Source organism: Massilia sp. PAMC28688 (assembly GCF_019443445.1).
Classification (GTDB): Bacteria; Pseudomonadota; Gammaproteobacteria; order Burkholderiales; family Burkholderiaceae_D; genus Telluria_A.
In genome coordinates this window covers 1,378,822-1,401,224 of record NZ_CP080378.1, presented here as the reverse complement: position 1 = coordinate 1,401,224, position 22,403 = coordinate 1,378,822, and the positions used below count along the sequence as shown (strand labels likewise).

Below are 22,403 nucleotides of genomic sequence, written 5' to 3'. Positions count from 1 at the left end.
TCTTATCCCAAAGCTGCCGGCACCATGCTTGTCGAATGGCACCCAATGACGTGACCCCCGATCGAAGCTGACATCATCGCCACCGCCGCAAGATCGCCCTGGTGTCCGCGGCAATGAAAAAGGGGCTTGCGCCCCTCTTATTAAAACAAGTCGTTTTTCACCGCGTCATTGACCTTTTCCTCGGCCGGCGCGCGGGTCCCGCCCACGTCCAGGCTCTGCACGCCAGTACCGGGCGGATTCTCGGCATAGTAATACTCGCCTCCAACCTGAATCATATTGTCAGGCACGGGGCGCTCTTCGACCGGCACGTCCTTGAGCGCCTTTTGCATATAGCCAATCCAGATCGGCAGGGCCAGGCCACCGCCTGTTTCCTTGTTGCCCAGGTTCTTTGGCTGGTCATAGCCAATCCACGCCACGCCCACCAGCTTGCTGGTGTAACCGGCAAACCAGGCATCGATGGAATCATTGGTGGTGCCGGTCTTGCCAGCAATATCGGTCCGCTTCAGCGACAATGCCTTGGTGGCAGTGCCATAGCGCACCACGTCCTTGAGCATGCTGTCGACCAGATAGGCGTTGCGGGCATCAATCACCCGGTTGCTCTCTACCCCGGCCTCATCCGGATTGGCCTGCGACAGGATCTTGCCGCTGGCGTCGGTCACCTTGGTGATCAGGTAAGGGCTGACGCGGTAGCCGCCGTTGGCAAACACGGCGTAGGCACCGGCCAGCTGCAGCGGCGTGGTCGCACCGGCGCCCAGTGCCAATGTCAGGTAGGGCGGGTTCTTGGCCGGCTCAAAGCCGAAGCGGGTCGTGTATTCCTGGCCATACTTGGCGCCGATCTTGTGCAGGATGCGAATCGAGACCATGTTCTTGGACTTGGTCAGGCCGCGCCGCATGCTCATCGGCCCCTCGTACTTGGCGTCATAGTTCTTTGGTTCCCATGCCTGACCACCGGTCTGGCCGGCGTCAAACGAAATGGGCGCGTCGTTGATCAGCGTCGACGGCGACAGGCCGCGCTCGAGCGAAGCAGAATAGATAAAGGGCTTGAACGCCGAGCCTGGCTGGCGCCATGCCTGCGTCACGTGGTTGAACTTGTTGCGGTTGAAGTCAAAGCCGCCCACCAGAGCGCGGATCGCGCCGTCGCTGGGGTCGACCGCCACGAAGGCCGATTCGATCTCCGGCATCTGCGTCACGCTCCAGGCAGTACCCCCATCCTGGCTGACGCGGATGACCGCGCCGCGCTTGACGCGCCGGTTCGGCGGTGCCTTGGCCGACAGCCAGTTCTGGGCAAAGCTCAGGCCCGAGCCGGTGATCTTGATCTCTTCGCCCGATGCCGTCACGGCGGTAATGGCCGTGGGGGACGCGCTCAGGACCACGGCAGCCACGATGTCGTCGCTGTCGGGGTGTTCTGCCAGCTGGTTTTCAATCGCTTCGTCGGCTTCTTCCTTGGACTTGGGAATGTCGATGTACGCTTCCGGGCCGCGGTAGGGGTGGCGCCGTTCGTAGTCCATCACCCCGCGCCGCAAGGCCAGGTAGGCCGCGTCCTGGTCTGCCTTGGTGATGGTGGTAAAGACATTGAGGCCGCGCGTATAGGTCTCTTCCTTGAACTGTTCGTACACGAGCTGGCGCGCCATCTCGGCCACGTACTCAGCGTGCACGCCAAACTCGCTGCTGTCGGTCTTGATGCGCAGCTCTTCATCCTTGGCCGCGGCGTACTGGGCCGGCGTGATGTAGCCCAGCGTATGCATGCGCTGGAGGATGTACTGCTGGCGCGTGCGCGCGCGCTTGGGATTGACCACCGGGTTGTAGGCTGACGGCGCCTTGGGCAGGCCGGCCAGCATGGCCGCTTCCGCCACCGTGATGTCGGTAATGCTCTTGCCGAAATAGATCTGGGCCGCCGAGGCAAAGCCGTAGGCCCGCTGGCCCAGGTAGATCTGGTTCATATAGACTTCGAGGATTTGGTCCTTGGTCAGGTTTTGCTCGATTTTCCAGGACAGCAAAATTTCATAAGCCTTGCGCTTGTATGACTGCTCGGACGACAGAAAGAAGTTGCGCGCGACCTGCTGGGTGATGGTGGAAGCGCCCTGGCGTGCCCCGCTATTGCTCGCATTGTGGAGAAAGGCGCGTACGGCGCCCTTGTAGTCGACCCCGCCGTGTTCGTAGAAGCGGTCGTCTTCGATGGCCAGGATGGCTTTCTTCATCACGTCCGGGATGTCCTTCAGGCGCACCAGGTTGCGCCGCTCTTCGCCAAACTCCCCGATCAGGGCGCCATCGGCAGAGAAAATGCGCAGCGGCATCTTGGGCCGGTAATCCGTCAGGGTGTCCAGCGCAGGGAGATTGGGGTAAGCCATGGCCAGCGCGAACACAATGATCAGCAGGCCCACCAGCATGGTGCCCGTCACCGCGCCAATAAACAACAGCGCGATGCGTTTGAAGGAGGCGGGGCGGCGCGGCCCCGGCTTGGAAGGGGTCGATGCGTCCGAAGGGGTAGTGGCCATGCTCTTTGGAATCTTTCAGGTAGAGGTGCTGCGCATTATAAAGCCTAGTCCCCCGCAACGGCGCACTGCCCTGGGATTGCCTTAAGCAATCGACATTAATCTGTGGACAACTGTCATGCATTGGCGGCCATAAAGTAGATTTACCTGTGGACAACTATGATGTTTTCACGTTCACAGAGTGTGGCTTTCCCGCCCATTCGGATGAAGTTCCACTGTAGAAATACCTTTACATGTCCAGACGATAGTTGCTACGATTTAATGTAGTGTCTTATGAGTGCAGTCTAAATGGCGGTTTTATAACAAATTACCACCAGAGGGCGTTTTCATTAATCGTTCTGCAACGAAACGTTTGTACGTGACGGTGGCAGCGTTTCTTGTAATTAGTTGGCAGGTGAGGGAGTACGCTCGATGGTAAATCTTGGTTCCTTGTTCGGTCAGGCCAGCCCACCCCTGGTGGGGCTCGATATCAGCACGTCGGGTGTGCGCCTGGTGGAGTTGGTGGTGATCGGCAAGAGTGAATTGCGTCTGGAACGCTATGCCTCCGAGCCGCTGGCGCGCGGCGCCGTGGTAGACGGCAACATCGAAAATATGGAACTGGTGTCCGAAGCGGTACGCCGGGTGTGGAAAAAGAGCGGCACCCGCGTCAAGCTGGTGGCCCTGGGCATGCCGCCGGCGTCCGTCATCACCAAGAAAATCATCCTGCCGGCCGGTCTGACGGAAGACCAGCTCGAAGTGCAGGTGGAATCGGAAGCGAGTCAATACATTCCCTTTGCCCTTGACGAGGTGAGCCTGGATTTCGATGTCATCGGGCCGGCTGCCAACTCGGCCGACGACATTGAAGTGATGCTGGCCGCCTCGCGCCGCGAAAAGGTGGAAGACCGGGTGGCCATTGCCGAAGCGGCCGGCCTGACGGCCGTCGTGATGGATATCGAATCCTACGCTGCCCGCGCCGCCCTCGACCGCATCACGGCGCAGATGCCCAATGCCGGCGACGGCCAGATCGTGGCCCTGTTCCAGATCGGTGCCCAGGTCACCCACATTTCCGTCATGCTCAACGGCGAAACCATCTACGAGCGCGAGCAGCCATTCGGGGGCAACCAGCTGACCCAGGATATCGTGCGCGCCTACGGCCTCTCGTTCGAAGATGCGGACGCCAAGAAAAAATCGGGCGATCTGCCCGATAGTTACCAGTCGGAATTGCTGATGCCGTTTCTCGAGAGCGCGGCGCTCGAAATCACGCGCGCCATCCAGTTCTTTTATACATCCACGCCCTACACCCGCATCGACCAGCTGTTCCTGGCCGGCGGCTGCGCCATGATCCCCGGCCTGCTCGACATGGTTGCCGGTCGCACCAAGATTTCCAGCGCCGTCGTTTCGCCCTTCAAGGGCATGTCGCTCGGGCCGTCGGTGCGTGAACAGCAGCTGCGCACCGAGGCGCCTGCTTATATTGTGGCCTGCGGGCTGGCCCTGCGGAGGTTTGGCTAATGATCAGGATTAACTTACTTCCCCACCGGGAAGCCAAGCGCAAGCTCAAGAAGACAGCCTTTATCGCCATGATGGTGGCCGCCGCCCTCGTCGGCGGGGTGGTGGTGATGATTGTGGGCGGCTACAACGCCAGCCGCATTTCGATCCAGAACGAGCGTAATGCCGTGCTCACGGCTGCCAATGCCGAACTGGACAAGAAGATTGCCAAGATTGCCGACCTGGAGCAGGAAATCGAAGCGCTCAAGGCCCGCCAGCAAGCCGTGGAAGACTTGCAGGGCGACCGCAACCAGCCTGTGTATCTGCTGGAAGAGCTGGTCCGCCAGACGCCCCAGGGCGTGCACATGACCTCCTTCAAGCAGGAAGCCCAGCGCGTGACCCTGACCGGCTATGCCCAGTCGCAGGAACGGGTGGCCGAATTGCTGCGCAACCTGTCAAGCGGCTCGGCCTGGCTGGAAGCGCCCCAGCTGATCGAAGTGCGTTCGGTCAATCTGCCCGGCTCCAAGACGGGCAAGAAGGTGGGCGAATTCACGATGGCGGTCGGCATCAAGCGCCCGCGCGACAAGGATGCCAAGGAGGATGCCGGTGGCGCCGCGGGTGCCAAGGGCAAGAGAAAAGCGGGCGCCAGGGACAAGGCCGAGCAGGCGAACTAGGCGAGAACGGACAAGACATGAATATTGACCTCGATATTGACATCAAAGCGCTCGGCCAGTCGCTGAGCGGGCAATTCCAGAACCTGTCGGGGCGACCGCCCGGGCAGTGGCCCCTGGCCCCGCGCCTGCTGTGCGGCCTGGGCGTGGTGGTGGCGGTCGTGACGGCCGGCTACTTCCTGTACTGGAGCGACCAGATAGACGAATATGACAGAGCAGCCCAGTCCGAAGTCAAGCTCAAGGACGATTACCGCGACAAGATCAAGCAGGCCATCAACCTGCCGGCCCTGGAAGAGCAGCGCGTCCAGGTCAACACCTATGTCGAGCGGCTACAAAAGCAGCTCCCCAGCAAGGCTGAAATGGCGGCCCTCCTATCGGACATCAACCAGGCCGGCGTGGGACGCGGCTTGACGTTCGAACTGTTCAAGCCCGGCAGCGTGCTGGTCAAGGATTATTATGCCGAGTTGCCGATCCAGATCCAGGTGGTGGGCAAATACCATGATGTCGGCGCCTTTGCCAGCGATATGGCCAACCTGCCGCGCATCGTCACGCTCAACAACATGAGCTTGTCGACCGGCAAGGATGGCGTGCTGACGCTGGACGCCGTGGCCAAGACCTTCCGCTACCTGGAAGATGACGAGGTCCAGGAACAGCGCAAGCTGGCCTCCGCCGCCAAGAAAGCGAACAAGAAAAAATGATGAACCTACGATATGGCTTGCCGCTGGCCTTGAGCGCGGCGCTGCTGTCGGGCTGCAGCGACAGCGATGTGGCCGAGGTGAAGGAATGGATGAAGACCACCGAGGCCAGTACCGAAGTGTCGGTCGAGCCGATCAGCGAGCCCACGACCTTCATTCCCTTCGCTTACGGCGTGCGCGATGAAATCGATCCTTTCGATCCGAACAAGTTGCTGGCCGAGCTGGCCCGCCAGGCGGCGGCCACGGATAACCCGCTCAAGCCCGACACCACGCGGCGCAAGGAATTTCTCGAAACGTTCCCGCTGGACGGCATGACCATGGTGGGAACCATGAACAAGGGCGGCACGGCCTGGGGCCTGATCCGGATTGACCGCTCGGTGTACCAGGTAAAGGCAGGACAAAGGCTGGGCCAGAATTTTGGCCTGGTCACGGGGGTGGCGGATACTGCCATCAGTGTCAAGGAAACAGTTCAGGACGCTGGCGGCGAGTGGGTCGAGCGCATCACGAAGCTGGAATTGCAGGAAAGTAAGGAGACCACGAAATGAGCGCATTGAAAACATACACCACCGCCCTGATGGGGAAGGTACTTCGCGCCGGCGCCATGCTGGCGCTGGCCCTGGGAAGCCAGGCCGCCCTGGCGCAGGACAACACGATCGAGTCGATCACGGCCAGCCAGCAGGGCAATAACGTGGTGGTCAACATCGCCATGGCCAACCCGCCGACCAAGCTGCCGGTGGGCTTTTCGATTGCCAATCCGAGCCGCATCGCCCTGGACTTCGCCTCCACCAGCAATGGCACCGGCAAGACGTCGCAGGAATTGAATCTGGCCGATGTGCGCGCCCTGAACGTGGTCCAGGCCGGGGAACGGACGCGCCTGGTGTTGAGCCTCAAGCGCCCGCTCAACTACGCCATGGCCATTGATGGCAAGTCGGTGGTGGTGACGGTTGACGGCTCCGGCGGCCTGGCCCAGGCCGTCAATGCATCCGGGGTGCCGGTGGCCGCCGCGGCGCCTGCCGCCCCGGGCCGCCAGATGCTCAAGAATCTCGACTTCCGCAAGGGCCCCAACGGCGAAGGCCGGGTCGTGGTCGACCTGCCCAACAACCAGGTGGCGGTGGACATGCGCCAGGTGGGCAATGCGATCGTGGTGGACTTCATGAAGACGGCCTTGCCGGAAACGCTGCGCCGCCGCCTCGACACGACCGACTTCGGCACCCCGGTGGCCCAGATCACCACCGTGCCCCAGGGCGACAATGTGCGCATGACGATTGAAGCGCGCGGCCTGTGGGAACAGAGCATGTACCAGAGCGAGTCGCAGCTGATCATCGATGTCAAGCCGATCAAGGAAGACCCGAATGCCCTGGTGCAGGGCACCCAGGGCTACCGCGGCGAGAAAGTATCGTTCAACTTCCAGAACGTGGAAGTGCGCGCCGCCCTGCAAGCCATCGGCGATATTTCTGGCCTGAACATCATCACCAGCGATTCGGTCTCCGGCAACCTGACCATGAACCTGAAGGAAGTGCCATGGGACCAGGCGCTGGCCGTGGTGCTGCAGGCCAAGGGCCTGGACATGCGCAAGAATGGCACCGTGCTGTGGATTGCACCGAAGGAAGAACTGCTGACCAAGGAAAAGCTGGAACTGGAACAAAAGGCGCAGATCGCCGACCTGGAACCGCTGCGCTCGGAAATCTTCCAGCTGAACTATCAGAAAGTCGAGTCCTTCCGGACCGTGTTTGGCCTGGAAGGCGGCGGTGGCGCCAGCCAGAACCGCGTGCTGTCCAAGCGTGGCAGCGCCATCATCGATCCGCGCACCAACCAGATGTTCATTACCGACATTCCGTCGCGCCTCGATGACATCCGCCGCCTGGTGGCCAAGACCGACATTCCATCGCGCCAGGTCTTGATCGAAGCGCGCCTGGTGGAAGCGAACGATGGCTTTTCGCGCAATCTCGGCGCCAAGCTTGGCTTTGCCGACCTGCGCGGCATCCGCGGCGGCGACGCGGGATACCAGGTGCGTGGCAACAACCGCCTCGCCATTGGCGGCAATCTGCTTGGCATTGGCCAGGTGACCCGGCAGGCCGATGGCGCCGACGAGGACGGCTATTCCAATACCACCATGATCGATCTGCCGGCCAACCCGATCGGCGGCAACAGCCCCGGCACGCTGGCAGCGAGCCTGTTCTCGGCCGCGGCCAACCGCTTCCTGAACCTGGAACTGTCGGCACTGGAAGCGGACGGCAAGGGCAAGATCATTTCCAGCCCGCGCGTGGTGACGGAAGACAAGAATGTCGCCATCATCGAGCAGGGCGTGGAACTGCCGTACCAGGAAGCATCGAGCAGCGGCGCGACCTCGATCAGCTTCAAGAAGGCCAACCTGCGCCTGGAAGTGACGCCCCAGATCACGCCTGACGGCAACGTCATGCTGGACGTGAACGTGACCAAGGATTCCAAGGGTGAAGAGACGCGCGCCGGTTTTGCCATCAATAACCAGCGCGTGAAAACCAAGGTCATGGTTGAAAACGGCGGCACGGTCGTGTTGGGCGGCATTTACCAGCAGACCGAGACCAGCAATGTGGCGAAGGTGCCGTTCCTGGGCGACCTGCCGGTGCTGGGCAATCTGTTCAAGACCTCGTCGCGCAATAACAGCAAGCAGGAGTTGCTGGTATTTATTACGCCCAAGATCATCGCCGAGCGCATCTCGACGCGTTAATACAAAATTCAAAAACAATTTCAGGAAAACTCATCATGTCGTCCAACACTTTTCGCCGCGCCGCGGCGCACCCCGCGCGTCTGGCGCTGGTCACTTCGCTGACGCTGGCGCTGGCCGCTTGCGGCGGCGGCGGGGGCAGCCCTGGGGCTACCGGAAACACCGTCAATCCCGGCACGCCGGGCACGCCGGGCACGCCGACCACGCCCACCACCCCGGTGCCGGCGCCCAGCGGCACCTTGACGCTGACCAATGCCGACGGGAGCGCCATGACGTCGATTGCCGGCACCAGCACCGGTACCGTGCGCGCCACTTTCAAGGACGCGGCGGGCGCACCTGCAGCGAACGTCATTGTCAAGTTCAGTGCATCGGATAGCCTGGTGACCTTCACCCCAGAATCGGGCTCGGCACTGACCAATGCCGATGGCGTGGCCGTCATTTCCATCAAGCCTGCTACCAGCGCTTCTGCCGGTGCAGTGTCCATTACCGCTACCACCACCGTTGGCACCCAAGCCGTGACGGCCAGCACCAACCTGGCCGTAGGCCCGGGCAGCGTGGTGTTTGAGCCGACCACGACCTTGTCGGTCCTGGACGAGTCGGGCCAGCCGGTCGGTACGCTGTCGGGCACCCAGAGCGCCACCGTACGCAGCCTGATCAAGGATAGCAACGGAAACATCGCACCGAACGTCATTGTTCAGTACACCCTCAGCAGCCCACTGCTGAAATTTACGCCGCAATCGGGATCGGCACTGACCAATGCCGAAGGCGTGGCCCAGATCGTGATCGTGCCAGCCAGCATTGCGTCGGCTGGCGCTGTGGCCGTGACCGCTACTGCCGTGGTTGCCGGCAAGACCACGGCGTCGACCACCAACCTGTCGGTCTCGGCTGCGCCGCTGACCGTCTCGAGTATTGCATTCTCGCCTGCGCCGACCGGTTCCCTGCCGGCTGAAAGTACGGCCTCGCTCAATGTTGGCCTCACCGCCGGTGGCCGGCCTGCCGCCGCCGCGGACGGTCTGGTCCTCAGCTCGCTGTGCGTCAACGATGGCGCGGCCTCACTGACCCTCGGCACACTGACTAATGGTGTCCAGACTGCCACCTACGTCAACAAGGGTTGCGGCCGGGGCACGGACGTCATTACCGCCACGGTCGGCGGCTCCAGCATGAGCACCAGCGTGGGCGTGGATGCCGCCTCCATCGGTACCATTCAGTTTGCCGGCTCCAGCCCGGCCAACCAGTCGATCGTGCTGAAGGGTTCCGGCGGCCAGGGCCGCCAGGAATCGGCCCTGTTGACCTTCCGCGTGCTCGACGAGCGCAATGCCGGTCTGGCCGGCGTGAACGTCACGTTCGCGCCTTCCACCTCGACCGGTGGCCTGACCGTGCAGCCGACCAGCGGCGTCACCGATGCCACCGGCGCGGTCACCACCACCGTGTCGTCGGGCACCATCCCGACGCCGGTGCGGGTGCTGGCCCAAGCCACCCGCAACGGCAAGATCATTACCGGCTTGTCGGACGCCGTGATCATTTCGACTGGCCTGCCGATCCAGAAATCGATGTCGCTCAGCGTCGATAGCTACAATATCAAGGGTGCCGACGAAGACGGCGTGATCGCCAACGTCACGGTACGCATGGCAGACCAGTACGGCAATCCTATTTCTGACGGCACCGCCGTGAATTTCGTGACCGAGGGTGGTGCGATTGGCACCTCGGCCCAGGGCGGCTGCACGACCTCCAATGGCGGTTGCAGCGTCACCCTGAAGAGCCAGAACTTCCGTCCGCTCAATGGCCGGGTCACCGTGCTGGCCTATGTCCAGGGCATCGAGGACTTCATCGACAGCAATGGCGATGGCCAGTACAGCTGCACCAATTTCGTCTCCCCTGATGGGACGGTGCCTGTGGTGTATCGTCCCCTGGTTGACATTTGTAACGGTGGTGGCGAACCATTCAGTGATATGGGTGATCCATTCCTCGACGTCGGTTTCAAGGGCGCGACCACCGGCTTCCAGTATCAAAACCGTTTCAATACCTTTGACGGCTCTTACGATGCTGCTGAGGGCGACCTGCCATTCCCTTACAACCGCAGCACCTACAGCGGCACGGGCAACGGCAAGTGGGGTTTGAACTATATCCGCGCAACGACGGAAATTACTTTCAGCGACGACGAGCCGACCTTGACGCGTCTGAACTGCGATGGCGCAAGCTGCCGCGACTGGACTGTGGCCGATGGTAACGTCAATGAAATCAGCGGCCTCACCGGTGGTGCGCCAGGCTCGTGCCCGGCCCCGAAATTGCTCAGCTTCCGTCTGACTGACGTCAACAACAATCCTTTGCCCCATAAGACAAAGGTGGAGACCGGTGAACTGAACAAAGTCAGCACGAGTACCCCATCGCCTAACGTGGTGCCATCGACTGCTGCCGTGGGGGGCACTATCCATCACGTGCTGATCAAGCCGGCGACCGATTGCAGCAAGGGTTCGTTCGCCGTGGTCCTGACGACAACGGCGGCCGGCGGCGGCGACGTCAAGTACACCTACAATTTCACGGCGCCGTGATGTAGGCCAGCCAGGGCGGGTGGAGATGCAGTTCCACCAGCCGCCTTATTGCGTTTTTGTAGCTGCGCGGGATCGGGAAACTTGGTGTTCCCGGTCCCGCGCCACTTACAGCTTGCGATCCTGATGCAAGGGGCCTTGCATCTTCACCCCGACAATCTTGCCACGCATGTCTGCCTGGATAATCGTTCCAGGATGAGTCCGTTTGCTCGTGTGCCAGCCATGTGGGATATACTGTTTCGCCGGACGCGCCATGCCACGTGATTGGCAGCGGCCGCCATGAGTTTGCGGACGAAGTCCCCATATTGGCGAACCAGTGACAGGAATCGATGGAGAACGTTTTTTTGGTAGGGCTGATGGGGGCGGGCAAGACAACAATCGGTCGCCTCCTGGCCAGAAAATTAGGAAAACGCTTCATCGATTCCGACCATGAAATCGAGGCCCGTACCGGCGCCTCGATTCCCTGGATCTTCGAAATTGAAGGCGAAGAAAGCTTTCGCCGGCGCGAAGCGGAAGTCATCCGCGACCTCACCGCCCAGCAGGGCATTGTCCTGGCCACCGGCGGCGGCGCCATCCTCAACTCCCAGAATCGACAATACTTGCAATCGCGTGGCCGCGTGATCTACCTGCGTGCCAATGTGCACAGCATCTTGCTGCGCACCGCCCACGACAAGAACCGCCCCCTGCTGCAAACTGCCGATCCGCGCAAGAAACTCGAAGAACTGACCGCCCAGCGCGAGCCCTTGTACCGCGAGATCGCGGACCTGGTCATCGATACCGGCCGTCCTAACGTACAATCGATGGTGCAGACCATCCTGGCCCAGCTCGCGGCCCTGGAGCAATCCCGCGCCCGGCCTGCGCGCACCAGACCCCCCACAGCCAACCGCACCGCAATGACCGAGCCTTCTCCTCTTTACCTGAACGTTGACCTGGGCGAGCGCAGCTACCCGATCGCCATTGGCCGCGGCATCCTTGCCGACGGCGCCCAGCTGCTCCAGCATGTGGGCGGCAGCCGCGCGGCCATCGTCACCAACACCACCGTCGCGCCCCTGTACCTGGAACGCGTGGCCGCGCCCTTGCGCGAGGCCGGGCGCGCAGTCGTGGAGGTGGTGCTGCCGGATGGCGAAGAACACAAGAACTGGTCCAGCCTGATGCAGATTTTCGATGCACTGCTGGCCAACAAGTGCGACCGCAAGACCACCCTGGTGGCGCTGGGCGGCGGGGTGGTGGGCGACCTGACCGGCTTTGCCGCCGCCAGCTACATGCGCGGCGTGCCGTTTGTGCAGATTCCCACCACGCTGCTGTCGCAGGTCGACTCCTCCGTGGGCGGCAAGACGGGCCTGAACCACCCGCTGGGCAAGAACATGATTGGCGCCTTCTACCAGCCGCGCGCGGTGCTGGCCGACACCGATACCCTGGCCACGCTGCCGGCGCGCGAACTGTCGGCCGGCCTGGCCGAAGTGATCAAGCATGGCGCCATCATCGACGCCGCGTTTTTTGAATGGATCGAACAGAACATCGCGCGCCTGATGGCACGCGACCCGGCCGCCCTGGCGCACGCCATTGCGCGCTCATGCGAAATCAAGGCCGATGTGGTGCGCCAGGACGAGCGTGAAGGCGGCCTGCGCGCCATCCTCAACTTCGGCCACACCTTCGGCCACGCGATCGAAGCGGGCATGGGCTATGGCGCCTGGCTGCACGGCGAGGCGGTAGGCTGCGGCATGGTGATGGCGGCCGACCTGTCGCAGCGCGCCGGCCTGATCGACGCGGCCAGCGTGGCGCGCGTCAAGGCACTGGTGGCCGCCGCCGGCCTGCCGACCGCCGCGCCTGACCTGGGCACGGCGCGCTGGCTGGAGCTGATGGAAGTGGACAAGAAAAATGAAGGCGGGGCGATCAAGTTCATCCTGCTCAAGCCCCTTGGCAGTCCCAGCATCCAGAGCGTGCCGCAGGAACTGCTGCTGGCCACCCTGGACGCATGCGTGGACCGCGCGCTGACGCCATGACCCCGGACGCGCACCTGGCGCCCTACGCGGCCCAATCGCACACGGCGCGCGGGCGGCGCCACCCGGAGGTGGCGCACGCCTCGCGCAGCGAGTTTCAGCGTGACCGCGACCGCATCATCCACTGCTCGGCGTTCCGGCGCCTTGAATACAAGACTCAGGTGTTCCTCAATCACGAGGGCGACATGTTCCGCACGCGCCTGACCCACAGCCTGGAAGTGGCGCAGGTAGGGCGTTCCATGGCGCGCAATCTGCGCCTCAATGAAGACCTGGTGGAAGCCCTGGCGCTGGCGCATGACCTCGGGCACACGCCTTTCGGCCACGTGGGCCAGGATGTGCTGAACGATTGCATGCGCGAGCACGGCGGCTTCGAGCACAACCTGCAAAGCCTGCGCGTGGTCGATACGCTGGAAGAGCATTACGGCGCCTTTGATGGCCTGAACCTGATGTTCGACACGCGCGAAGGCATCCTCAAGCACTGTTCGCTGGCGCATGCGCGCGAGCTCGGTCCCGTGGCGCAGCGCTTCATCGACCGTACCCAGCCCACGCTGGAAGCGCAGCTAACCAATCTGGCCGACGAAATCGCCTACAACAGCCATGATATCGATGATGGCCTGCGTTCGGGCCTGATCACCATCGCCCAGCTGGAAGAAGTCGCATTTTTCGGCCGCCTGTGGCATGACGTGCAAGCCACTTACCCGGGCCTGTCGGGCCGGCGCGCCATTTACGAAACGCTGCGCCGCCTCATCACCATGCTGGCCGACGACCTGATCGCCACCTCCAGCGCGTTGCTGGCCGACGCCGCGCCGGCCGATGTGGAAGCGGTGCGTGCCAGTGCTCCCCTGATCCGCTTTTCCGACCCGATGCGCAAGGATGCCACGGAACTGAAGCGCTTCTTGCGCGCCAACCTGTATCGGCATTACAAGGTCAACCGCATGCGCGTCAAGGCCAGCCGCATCGTGCGCGAGCTGTACCAGGCATTCATGGATGAACCGGTGCTGCTGCCGCCGGACTACCAGGACCGGACAGGCGACGTCTCCAAGCAGGCGCGCAAGATTGCCGACTATATCGCCGGCATGACCGACCGCTTCGCCATTCGCGAACACCGGCGCATTTTCTCGCTCGAAGACCTCTAGCCGGAACGGCGCGTCAGCTAAAAAGGGTGGGCCGGGCCAGTTCGGCCAGCAGCTTCTTGACCGGGGCCGGCAGCGGCGCCTGTTCGATGGCGCTCATTTTCCACCACAGGTGGCCCGGCACCGGCTCGCCGCGCGCGGTCAGCGCCACGCGGTAGGGCGCGATGTGCAGCTTGTAATGGGTGAACACGTGGACCAGCGGGAGCAGGGCGGACATCTCGTCCACGTCGCCGAAACGGCCGGCCGCCGTCACCAGCGCATGTTCATCGATGGCGCCGCGCGCGCCATGGCCGCCCACTTCCGGCAGCGACATGAGGCCGCCCCAAATGCCGCTGTCGGCGCGCTGTTCGAGCAGCACTTCGTCGCCGTGCACCAGCAGCAGCATGGCGGCCTGCCTTTCTGGAATCGTCTTTTTCGGTTTGCGCACCGGCAGCTCCTCGGTACGGCCGGTGGCGTAGGCCACGCAGCGCTCCTGCAGCGGGCAGCGCGCGCAATCCGGGCGGCTGCGCGTGCACAGCGTGGCGCCCAGGTCCATCAGCCCCTGGGTATAGGACTCGATGTCCTGCTCCGGCAGCAGGGCCACGGCGCGCCGCCAGAGCGCGTCTTCCACCCGCTTTTCGCCAGGATACTGGTCCACGCCAAAGACGCGCGCAAACACGCGCTTGACGTTGCCGTCCAAAATCGCCGCCCGGGTGCCGCTCGAAAACGCCGAGATCGCGGCCGCTGTCGAACGGCCAATGCCCGGCAGGTCGGCCAGCAGCGCCGGGTCGCTCGGGAACACGCCGCCGTATTCCGCCACCACGCGCCTGGCGCAGGCATGCAGATTGCGCGCGCGGGTGTAGTAGCCAAGCCCGCTCCACTGGGCCATCACGTCTTCCGATGGTGCCGCGGCCAGGTCATGCAAAGTAGGGAAGCGCTCCAGGAAGCGCGCATAGTAGCCCAGCACGGCGGCGACCTGGGTCTGCTGCAGCATGATCTCGGAGAGCCAGATGCGGTAGGCGTCGCGCGTGTTTTGCCATGGCAGCGCGTGGCGGCCATGGCTTTTCTGCCAGGTGATGACGGCACTGGAAAACGAAGGGTCGGCCAGGGTGTCGAATTCGATCAGCTGCTTCACGTGTTCCGCGTTTTCTCCTGATCGGCGTCAGGCCACTTCGTGCAGTGCCACCGCGCGCACGTTCATGGCGGCGGTCACGGCGTCGGCCAGTTCGGTCAGGCGGCGCCGCGTCTGTTCCACCTCGGCCTGGCTGGTTTCAAAGGCGCTGATCTTGGTCTCGAGCGAGTCGCTCGCTTCGTGGATGCGCTGGATCGAAGCCAGGCGGTGCTTGAGCTGGTCCTTGTGCTGGCGGATCTGCGCTTCCAGCGGCGCCATGATCACCTTGAGCCACGCTTCCACGTCAGCGTTGGCGGCGCGATAGGTGCGGCGCACGCGCGAGGCGATCGAATCGAAAAAGCGCTCCACGATCGAGCTGCGGCTTGTCACCAGCAGCGTGGTGGTGCCGAACTGCTTCTGGTAGACCTCTTCGATCTTGTCGATCTCGCGCCGGTACTTGTCGATCGAAAAAGCCATCGGCACGGCCAGGGTGAGGCCATGCTCGGCCGCGAAGCGCTTGTACATGGTTTCCATCATGGCGCTGATTTCGCCGATCTTGACCGACGAGGCGTCCAGGTTGGCCCGGGCCTGCTCGAAGAACTCCTTGACCGGCCCGCGCATGCCGGTGGCAAAGCGGGTCGCTTCCATGGCTTCGCGCACCTTGATGATCTCCTGCTGCATCAGGTCCATGCCGAGCGTGGTATACAGTTCCGTCGAGAGCTTGGCAAACACGGAGCGCGTGCCCTGCAGCTTGAACAGGCTGCCGTCGAATTCCTTCTTTTCCACTTCCACCCGCTTCATCATGTGCGAGATGACGCTCTTGTTCTTGCCGCGCAGGCTTTTCAGTTCCTGCAGCTGCTCGACGATGTCGCGCACGCGCGCGGCCAGCATGCCCTGCTGGGTGGCCACCAGGGCGCCCAGGTCGTCGGCCAGCTGCTTGCGGATGATCTCCTGCTTGGCCGGGATCATTTCGTTAAACAGGGCGCCTTCGAGCGCGGCCAGGCGGCTCTTTTCCAGCAGCGCGAAGTCCTGGTTGATCTTGCCCACCAGCGCCTTCTGGGCCGACACCGGGAATACCTGGCGCGGCTCCAGCGCCAGCATGTGCGCCACGCTCGTTTGCTGGCGCACGATCTCGGCATTGTTGTGCGCTTCGCTTTTCAGCTCGTCCCACATGGCGTCAATCTTGTTGAGCACCACGATGCGCCCGGCGCCAGGGCCGATGTGGGTGCGCCACACTTCAATGTCGCTCTTGGTCACACCCGTTTCGGCGGCCAGGATGAACAGCACCGCGTGCGCGCTCGGGATCAGGTTGAGCGTCAGTTCCGGCTCGGTACCGATGGCGTTCAGGCCCGGCGTGTCGAGGATGACCAGGCCCTGCTTGAGCAGCGGGTGCGGATAATTGATGATGGCATGGCGCCACAGCGAAATTTCAATCATGCCCTGGTCGTCGAGCGTGGCGGCGACATCGGGATCGGTCTCGTCGTACAGGCCGTAGGTCTTCGCTTCGGCAATGGTGACCATCTTGGTGGCACTGACCTGCTTGAACGTTTCACTCATTTCATCGCCCGCGTCCAGCGCCAGCGGCAGCACGGTCCAGGCCTTGGGATCATCGCGGAAGTCGCTGGTGGACTGGTGGGAGGCGCGCGTTTCGATCGGCAGCAGGCGCAGCGAGGGCGGCAGCGACGCGTCGTACATCAGTTCGGTCGGGCACATGGTGGTACGCCCGGCCGCGGACGGCAGGATGCGCTGGCCGTAGTCGGCAAAGAACAGGGCGTTGATCAGTTCCGACTTGCCACGCGAGAATTCAGCGACGAAGGCGACCGACAGCTTGTCGTCGGCCAGGCGTGCCAGTGCGCGCGCGATGCGCTGGTCGGTGGCGGCATCGGTCAGTTCGGCCGACGCTACCCAGCGCTGGTAGTTTTCCAGCGCCCCTACGACGGCCTGGCGCCAGGACGTGTACTGTTTGAAATCCTCAACCATGATGCTCAAAATTCACCTCACGCGCCGGGGAGCTTTGCTCACCCGGCATGGTTGTCATTTTTGACAAATGACACAATAAAAAGTAGACCGCTGTCCCTGCTTGATCTGACGTATTTCCGAGCCACATAGACGGCAAGGTACTCCAGCACGATCATAGACGAAATATGTCTGTTGGAAATAGCCCGATTGGCCGTTGACGGCAATAAAGTCACGTAAAGTGCTGCCTCCTTGCACAATCGCTTCGGCAAGAATGTCACGAATGGCAATAGCCAGCTTGTCATAGCGTGCGCGCCCGATGCGAGCGGCCGAAGTCTTCGGATTGATGCCGGCACGGAACAGGCTTTCGCACGCGTAAATATTGCCCACACCGACGACGATATCGCCAGCCAGCAAGACTTGCTTGATGGGGGCGGCGCGGCGCCGCGTCGCACGGTACAGCAGGGCGCCGTCAAAGCCTTCTTCGAGCGGCTCGACGCCCAGGCCGCGCAGCAATTCGTGGCGCGCCAGTTCGCCATCGTTGACACCATGCCAGAGCACAGCGCCGAAGCGGCGCGGATCGTTCAGGCGCAGGACTTGCTTGCCCTCCGGGCCATGGACCACGAGATCGAAATGATCATGCTTTTTCACTGCGGTTTCGGGCGGCAGTACCCGCAGGTGGCCCGACATGCCCAGGTGGATGATCAGGGTGCCGTGCTCAAAGTTGAGCAGCAGGTATTTGCCGCGGCGCGAAGTGGACACGACGCGGTGACCGGCCAGAATGCTCGACAATTCTGTTGGGAAAGGCCAGCGCAGGCCGGCGCGGCGCAGCAGCACGCGCTCGACCACGCGGCCTTCGAGATGGGGCGCGACGCCGCGCCGGGTAACTTCGACTTCTGGCAGTTCAGGCATGGAACAGGCGATTTGGTGTAAATTGGAGAACAGGCGCGGAATTGGCTGCGCTGTCATTATGGAAATGCCTTGAAAAACGCTTTCGCCATTGTAACCTTGAGCGGGCTGCTGACGGCGTGCGCTGTGCCTCCCCAGCAGCAATTGCCCCCGGTCAGCAACACCGCTGAACCGCTGCCGGCGCAGGAGGCTTCCGACCCAGGGCCCCTGGCCATTACCGAGGCGGCGCAAGACGCGGCCCAGGAAGCGAGCCTGCCGCGGGTGGAGCTGACCAGCGCGTTGCTGTACCAATTGCTGAAGGCCGAATTCGACATCCGCAAGGGCAACACGCAGGCAGGCTACAAGGGGTTGCTGGCGCTTGCTAAAAAGACGCGCGATCCGCGCCTGGCGCGCCGCGCCGCGGAACTGGCCGTGCACGCGCGCCAGCAAGGGGAAGCGCTGGCGGCGGTCAAGCTGTGGCGCGAGCTGGCGCCGGGGGCGGAAGATGCGGGCCAGTACATGCTGGCGCTGGCGGTGATGGGCGGCGACCTGGCCCAGGCCGAGCCGCTGCTGGCGCGGCGCCTGCAACAGGCTGCACCGCAGGCACGGGGCATGGCAATGTACCAGGCGCAGCAGCTGCTCATGCGCGCGCCGGACAGGAAGGGCGCCACGGCCCTGCTCGACAGGCTGCTGCAGCCCTATGCCGCGACCTTCGAGGCGCGTGTGCTGCTCGCGCAAAACGCCCACGCGCGCGGCGACAATGCCATGGCAGCCGAGCATGCCCGCACGGCGCTGCGGCTGAAACCGGATTCCGAAGTGGCCGTGCTGACGCTGGCACAGGTCAGCAAGGATCCCCAGGCGATCAATGCCGTGTTGACGGATTTTTTGGCGGCCAATCCCGGCTCGCGCGAAGTGCGGCTGGCCCATGCGCGTGTGCTGCTGGCCAACAAGCACTATGACGCGGCGCGCCAGCAATTCATGACGCTGCTGGCAGCGCAGCCGGACCACCCGGGCACCCTGTATGGCCTGGGACTGGTGGCAGTGGAAATGGGTGACCGTGTGGCGGCCGACCGCCATCTGGCGCATTACGTCGCCGTGATGGAACAGGGGGAGCAGGGCGGGGGTGAGGAGCGCGAGCTGGGCCGGGTGCTGTTGTTGCTCAGCCAGCTGGCCAGCGACCGTGGCGACCACCAGGCGGCGCTGCGGTGGGTAGAAAAGATCAGCGAGCGCGATGCTGAGCTGTACTTTGCTGCGCAGCTGGTGCGGGCCACGCTGGTGGCCAGGCAGGGCGACCTTGGCCGGGCGCGCAAGCTGATTGCGGCCTTGACGCCGGAGGCGCCGTCATCGCGGGCCCAGATGGTGCTGGTGGAAAGCCAGATCCTGCGCGGCGCCGGCCAGCTCGAGGCTGCCTACAAGCTGCTGGCCGAGGGCGCCCGGCGCTATCCGGCCAGCAATGAGCTGCTGTACGACTTTGCCCTGGTGGCCGAAAAGACGGGCCGTTGGGACGTGATGGAAAAGACCTTGCGCGCCATTATCAAGCAGGCGCCCAACAACCACGACGCCTACAATGCGCTGGGCTATTCCCTGGCCGAACGCAATGTGCGCCTGCATGAGGCGCTGGAACTGATTGCCAAGGCGCTGCAGATTGCGCCAGACAACCCTTTCATCATGGACAGCATGGGCTGGGTACATTACCGGCTCGGCAATATGGCCGAAGCGGAATCCTACCTGCGCCGCGCCTATGCCATGCGGCCCGACGCCGATGTTGCTGCCCACCTCGGCGAGGTGCTGTGGCACAAGGGTGACAAGGCAGAAGCCCGGAAGGTGCTGCGCGAGGCGCGCGCCAAGGACCCCACCAACGATGCGCTGCGCAGTACCCTGTCACGCTTGCAGCTGAGCTTGTAAGTCGATGCGACCCGGATGCGCGATAATGCGCATCCCGGGGCCTTGCCCGTTTTACCGAGATCGCACATGAAGAATACCAAGCTGCTCTGCAACGTGGTGCTGGCCAGCGCCTGCGCCTTCCTGTCGGCGTGCGCCACCACCCCTGCCACGCCGCCGTCGGAAGCGACCGTGGCTGCCTACCGCGACGTGATTGAGCTGGCCGGGCGCCTGTCCGTCAACTACGACAAGGATGGCAGGCAGGAAACGCTGTCGGGAAAATTCACCTGGAACCAGCGCGCGGGCGATGTGGATGTGGAATTGATTTCGCCGCTCGGCCAGACCATTGCCACCATTGCCGTCACCCCCCTGTCGGCAACGCTGACCCAGTCGGGCAAGGCGCCGCGCACAGCGCGCGATATCGACAGCCTGACGGCCCAGACCCTGGGCTGGTCGCTGCCGGTGTCGGGCTTGCGCGACTGGCTGCAGGGCTATGCAGTGGCCGCCGACGGCCAGCGCTACGCCGCCTCGCCAGCCAACAATACCGTCACCACGCGCGATGGCTGGCGCCTGACCTTTGTCAACTGGCAAGAGGGAATGGCCGGCCAGCCCGTGCCCAGGCGCATTGATGCCCAGCGCGTGGCCACGGCCGGCGTGAGCGAACTGGCGCTGCGCATCGTGATCGATCAGCCAGGCTGAAGACGATGGTGCGTTCCCTGCATGGCTGCCCGGCGCCGGCCAAACTCAATCTCTTCCTGCACGTGACGGGCCGCCGCGCCGACGGTTACCACTTGCTGCAGACGGTGTTCCAGCTGATCGACCATGGCGACGTGCTCGATTTTGACCTGCGCGATGACGAGCGCCTGTGCCGCACGACCGATGTCCCCGGGGTGCCGGAAGAGCAGGACCTCATCATCCGTGCCCTGCGCCTGCTGCAAACGGCCCACCTGGCCCGCCACGGTGCGCTGCCCCCGGGCATGGATGTGGCCATCGACAAGCGCCTGCCCATGGGCGGCGGCCTGGGCGGCGGTTCGTCCGATGCCGCCACGGCGCTGATGGTGGCCAATGCCCTGTGGGGCAGCGGCCTGGCGCGCGAGGAACTGATGGCCCTGGCTTTGCCGCTGGGAGCGGACATTCCGTTTTTTATCTTTGGCGAAAATGCCTTTGCCGAAGGGGTGGGCGAGGATCTGCAAGCGGTGGATACGCCGGCGTGCTGGTTTGTCGTGATCGAACCAGGCGTCGCGGTGCCGACCCCCGCAATTTTTTGTGCCGAGGATTTGACAAGGAACACGAAACCCGTCAGAATAACGGACTTTTCCAGACACCTCAGCGGTCGAACAGACATGAGCGGGTTTGGCAGAAACGATTTGCAGGCTGTAGCGACAAAGCTGTTTGCGCCGGTGGCACAGGCGATTGAATGGTTGGGTCAATATGGCGACGCCAGGATGACTGGCTCCGGAGCGTGTGTGTTTTGCGCGTTTTCCAGTGAACGCGAAGCCGATGCAGTACTGGCAGCAATGCCTGGCATCTGGACCGCCTGGAAAGCACAAGCGCTGGCGCGGCACCCCTTACAAGTCGTGTTGCAAGTTGGTGGCGTTATAGAATAGAATTTGGCCTGGCGTTGGATTTGACGATAAAATGTCAAGTGTGACGACAAGCAGTCAGTTGCGTAGGGGAATCGCCAAGCTGGTTAAGGCACTGGATTTTGATTCCAGCATACCAAGGTTCGAATCCTTGTTCCCCTGCCATTCGTTTTGCCTGGTCTGTCGATGCGAAGTCAGCGTCCAGCAGGCGGACTCGATGGCCTCGCTCTCGCGAGTCATCTTTGAACGACAAGCGGCAGCCTTCACCAGCAGTCGTCATTCCAGAAAATCAACGCTTACCTCTTGGGACTCCCATGGCTTACGAAAACCTGATGGTTTTTACCGGCAACGCTAACCCCGCGCTGGCAGAAGGAGTCGCAAAAAATCTCGGCATCCCACTTGGCAAGGCAGTCGTGTCCAAGTTCTCGGATGGCGAAGTCATGGTGGAAATCAACGAGAACGTGCGCGGCAAGGATGTCTTCGTCCTGCAGTCGACCTGCGCGCCGACCAATGACAGCCTGATGGAAATCATCCTGATGGTTGACGCGCTCAAGCGCGCGTCCGCCGGCCGCATCACGGCCGCCATCCCTTACTTTGGCTACGCCCGCCAGGACCGCCGTCCCCGTTCGGCCCGCGTGGCCATTTCGGCCAAGGTGGTGGCCAACATGCTGGAAAAGGCCGGCGTCGAGCGCGTCCTGATCATGGACCTGCATGCCGACCAGATCCAGGGCTTTTTCGATATTCCGGTAGATAACATCTACGCTTCCCCGATCCTGCTGGGCGACCTGCAAAAGCGCAATTACGACGACCTGCTGGTGGTGTCGCCGGACGTGGGCGGCGTGGTACGCGCCCGAGCCCTGGCCAAGCGCCTCGGCTGCGACCTGGCCATCATCGACAAGCGCCGCCCAAAGGCGAACGTGTCGGAAGTGATGAACATCATCGGTGAAGTGGAAGGGCGCAACTGCGTCATCATGGATGACATGGTTGACACCGCCGGCACCCTGACCAAGGCAGCCGAAGTGCTCAAGGAGCGCGGCGCCAAGAAAGTGGTGGCGTATTGCACCCACCCGGTGCTGTCCGGCCCGGCCATCGAGCGCATCAGCGCGTCGCCGCTCGATGAACTGGTCGTGACCGACACGATTCCCCTGTCGGCCGCCGGCCAGGCCTGCGGCAAGATCCGCCAGCTGACCTGTGCCCCGCTGCTGGCTGAAACGTTCAAGCGCATCAGCAAGGGCGACTCGGTCATGTCGCTGTTCATTGACTGAGGCGATGCAGGCAGTACGGTCATACAGAATTTGGT

The 22,403-nt window shown here is 63.0% G+C and carries 16 protein-coding genes and 1 tRNA gene; 13 read left to right on the top strand and 4 right to left on the bottom strand.

All coding sequences use genetic code 11. The features are described from left to right. Positions 1-140: 140 nt before the first annotated feature. On the bottom strand, positions 141-2,495 hold the full coding sequence (locus KY495_RS06215; RefSeq protein WP_219882845.1) for a penicillin-binding protein 1A: 2,355 nt from the start codon (positions 2,493-2,495) through the stop codon (positions 141-143). A gap of 408 nt (positions 2,496-2,903) precedes the next feature. Here KY495_RS06215 and KY495_RS06210 point away from each other — a divergent pair, with 408 nt between their 5' ends. The 8 genes from KY495_RS06210 to KY495_RS06175 all read left to right on the top strand — a co-directional run bounded on the left by KY495_RS06210 (position 2,904) and on the right by KY495_RS06175 (position 13,708). Beyond that, positions 2,904-3,980: a pilus assembly protein PilM gene (locus KY495_RS06210; protein ID WP_219882844.1), complete on the top strand. Its 1,077-nt coding sequence runs from the start codon at positions 2,904-2,906 to the stop codon at positions 3,978-3,980. Then, positions 3,980-4,630 (top strand): PilN domain-containing protein, encoded by a 651-nt coding sequence (locus tag KY495_RS06205; protein WP_219882843.1) that lies wholly within the window; start codon positions 3,980-3,982, stop codon positions 4,628-4,630. Before KY495_RS06210 ends, KY495_RS06205 begins: the two co-directional genes overlap by 1 nt. 17 nt (positions 4,631-4,647) lie before the next feature. Further along, the gene (locus KY495_RS06200; protein WP_219882842.1) at positions 4,648-5,325 is read left to right on the top strand and encodes a type 4a pilus biogenesis protein PilO; all 678 of its coding nucleotides are present in this window, start codon (positions 4,648-4,650) and stop codon (positions 5,323-5,325) included. Further along, entirely contained in the window at positions 5,322-5,867 is a 546-nt protein-coding gene (locus KY495_RS06195) for a pilus assembly protein PilP (RefSeq protein WP_219882841.1), read from the top strand. The genes KY495_RS06200 and KY495_RS06195 overlap by 4 nt, the downstream gene beginning before the upstream one ends. Then, positions 5,864-8,029 (top strand): type IV pilus secretin PilQ, encoded by a 2,166-nt coding sequence (gene pilQ / locus KY495_RS06190; protein ID WP_374040993.1) that lies wholly within the window; start codon positions 5,864-5,866, stop codon positions 8,027-8,029. The genes KY495_RS06195 and pilQ overlap by 4 nt, the downstream gene beginning before the upstream one ends. 35 nt (positions 8,030-8,064) lie before the next feature. After that, positions 8,065-10,575: an Ig-like domain-containing protein gene (locus tag KY495_RS06185; protein ID WP_219882840.1), complete on the top strand. Its 2,511-nt coding sequence runs from the start codon at positions 8,065-8,067 to the stop codon at positions 10,573-10,575. 326 nt (positions 10,576-10,901) lie between these two features. After that, positions 10,902-12,575: a bifunctional shikimate kinase/3-dehydroquinate synthase AroKB gene (aroKB, locus tag KY495_RS06180; RefSeq protein WP_219882839.1), complete on the top strand. Its 1,674-nt coding sequence runs from the start codon at positions 10,902-10,904 to the stop codon at positions 12,573-12,575. Beyond that, positions 12,548-13,708 (top strand): deoxyguanosinetriphosphate triphosphohydrolase, encoded by a 1,161-nt coding sequence (locus KY495_RS06175; protein WP_374040992.1) that lies wholly within the window; start codon positions 12,548-12,550, stop codon positions 13,706-13,708. Before aroKB ends, KY495_RS06175 begins: the two co-directional genes overlap by 28 nt. A 13-nt stretch (positions 13,709-13,721) precedes the next feature. Here KY495_RS06175 and mutY read toward each other — a convergent pair whose 3' ends face one another. Genes mutY through mutM form a run of 3 tightly spaced genes read right to left on the bottom strand, consistent with a single transcriptional unit; the run spans position 13,722 to position 17,663 of the window. Then, entirely contained in the window at positions 13,722-14,819 is a 1,098-nt protein-coding gene (mutY, locus tag KY495_RS06170; protein ID WP_219882838.1) for an A/G-specific adenine glycosylase, read from the bottom strand. Between the two features lie 27 nt (positions 14,820-14,846). Further along, the gene (locus KY495_RS06165) at positions 14,847-16,775 is read right to left on the bottom strand and encodes a dynamin family protein (RefSeq protein ID WP_219882837.1); all 1,929 of its coding nucleotides are present in this window, start codon (positions 16,773-16,775) and stop codon (positions 14,847-14,849) included. A gap of 54 nt (positions 16,776-16,829) precedes the next feature. Then, entirely contained in the window at positions 16,830-17,663 is an 834-nt protein-coding gene (mutM, locus tag KY495_RS06160) for a bifunctional DNA-formamidopyrimidine glycosylase/DNA-(apurinic or apyrimidinic site) lyase (protein WP_219884132.1), read from the bottom strand. A 69-nt stretch (positions 17,664-17,732) separates the two neighbouring features. Between mutM and KY495_RS06155 the strand changes: the two genes are divergently transcribed. From KY495_RS06155 to KY495_RS06135, 5 genes are all read left to right on the top strand, one after another. Next, entirely contained in the window at positions 17,733-19,544 is a 1,812-nt protein-coding gene (locus tag KY495_RS06155; RefSeq protein ID WP_219882836.1) for a tetratricopeptide repeat protein, read from the top strand. A gap of 66 nt (positions 19,545-19,610) precedes the next feature. Then, positions 19,611-20,219, top strand: coding sequence for an outer membrane lipoprotein LolB (locus KY495_RS06150; RefSeq protein ID WP_219882835.1), 609 nt, complete (start codon positions 19,611-19,613; stop codon positions 20,217-20,219). Between the two features lie 5 nt (positions 20,220-20,224). Beyond that, entirely contained in the window at positions 20,225-21,127 is a 903-nt protein-coding gene (ispE, locus tag KY495_RS06145) for a 4-(cytidine 5'-diphospho)-2-C-methyl-D-erythritol kinase (RefSeq protein WP_219882834.1), read from the top strand. Between the two features lie 64 nt (positions 21,128-21,191). Next, positions 21,192-21,268, top strand: a tRNA-Gln gene (locus tag KY495_RS06140). A gap of 149 nt (positions 21,269-21,417) precedes the next feature. Then, the gene (locus KY495_RS06135) at positions 21,418-22,368 is read left to right on the top strand and encodes a ribose-phosphate pyrophosphokinase (RefSeq protein WP_219882833.1); all 951 of its coding nucleotides are present in this window, start codon (positions 21,418-21,420) and stop codon (positions 22,366-22,368) included. The last annotated feature ends 35 nt before the right edge of the window (positions 22,369-22,403 follow it).

Coding starts and splice junctions, on each gene's coding strand:
- KY495_RS06135 (WP_219882833.1), top strand. CDS start 21,418: ATGGCTTACGAAAACCTGATGGTTTTTACCGGCAACGCTAACCCCGCG.
- KY495_RS06210 (WP_219882844.1), top strand. CDS start 2,904: ATGGTAAATCTTGGTTCCTTGTTCGGTCAGGCCAGCCCACCCCTGGTG.
- KY495_RS06195 (WP_219882841.1), top strand. CDS start 5,322: ATGATGAACCTACGATATGGCTTGCCGCTGGCCTTGAGCGCGGCGCTG.
- KY495_RS06200 (WP_219882842.1), top strand. CDS start 4,648: ATGAATATTGACCTCGATATTGACATCAAAGCGCTCGGCCAGTCGCTG.
- ispE (WP_219882834.1), top strand. CDS start 20,225: ATGGTGCGTTCCCTGCATGGCTGCCCGGCGCCGGCCAAACTCAATCTC.
- mutM (WP_219884132.1), bottom strand. CDS start 17,663: ATGCCTGAACTGCCAGAAGTCGAAGTTACCCGGCGCGGCGTCGCGCCC.
- KY495_RS06205 (WP_219882843.1), top strand. CDS start 3,980: ATGATCAGGATTAACTTACTTCCCCACCGGGAAGCCAAGCGCAAGCTC.
- KY495_RS06175 (WP_374040992.1), top strand. CDS start 12,548: ATGCGTGGACCGCGCGCTGACGCCATGACCCCGGACGCGCACCTGGCG.
- KY495_RS06185 (WP_219882840.1), top strand. CDS start 8,065: ATGTCGTCCAACACTTTTCGCCGCGCCGCGGCGCACCCCGCGCGTCTG.
- aroKB (WP_219882839.1), top strand. CDS start 10,902: ATGGAGAACGTTTTTTTGGTAGGGCTGATGGGGGCGGGCAAGACAACA.
- KY495_RS06165 (WP_219882837.1), bottom strand. CDS start 16,775: ATGGTTGAGGATTTCAAACAGTACACGTCCTGGCGCCAGGCCGTCGTA.
- KY495_RS06215 (WP_219882845.1), bottom strand. CDS start 2,495: ATGGCCACTACCCCTTCGGACGCATCGACCCCTTCCAAGCCGGGGCCG.
- KY495_RS06150 (WP_219882835.1), top strand. CDS start 19,611: ATGAAGAATACCAAGCTGCTCTGCAACGTGGTGCTGGCCAGCGCCTGC.
- pilQ (WP_374040993.1), top strand. CDS start 5,864: ATGAGCGCATTGAAAACATACACCACCGCCCTGATGGGGAAGGTACTT.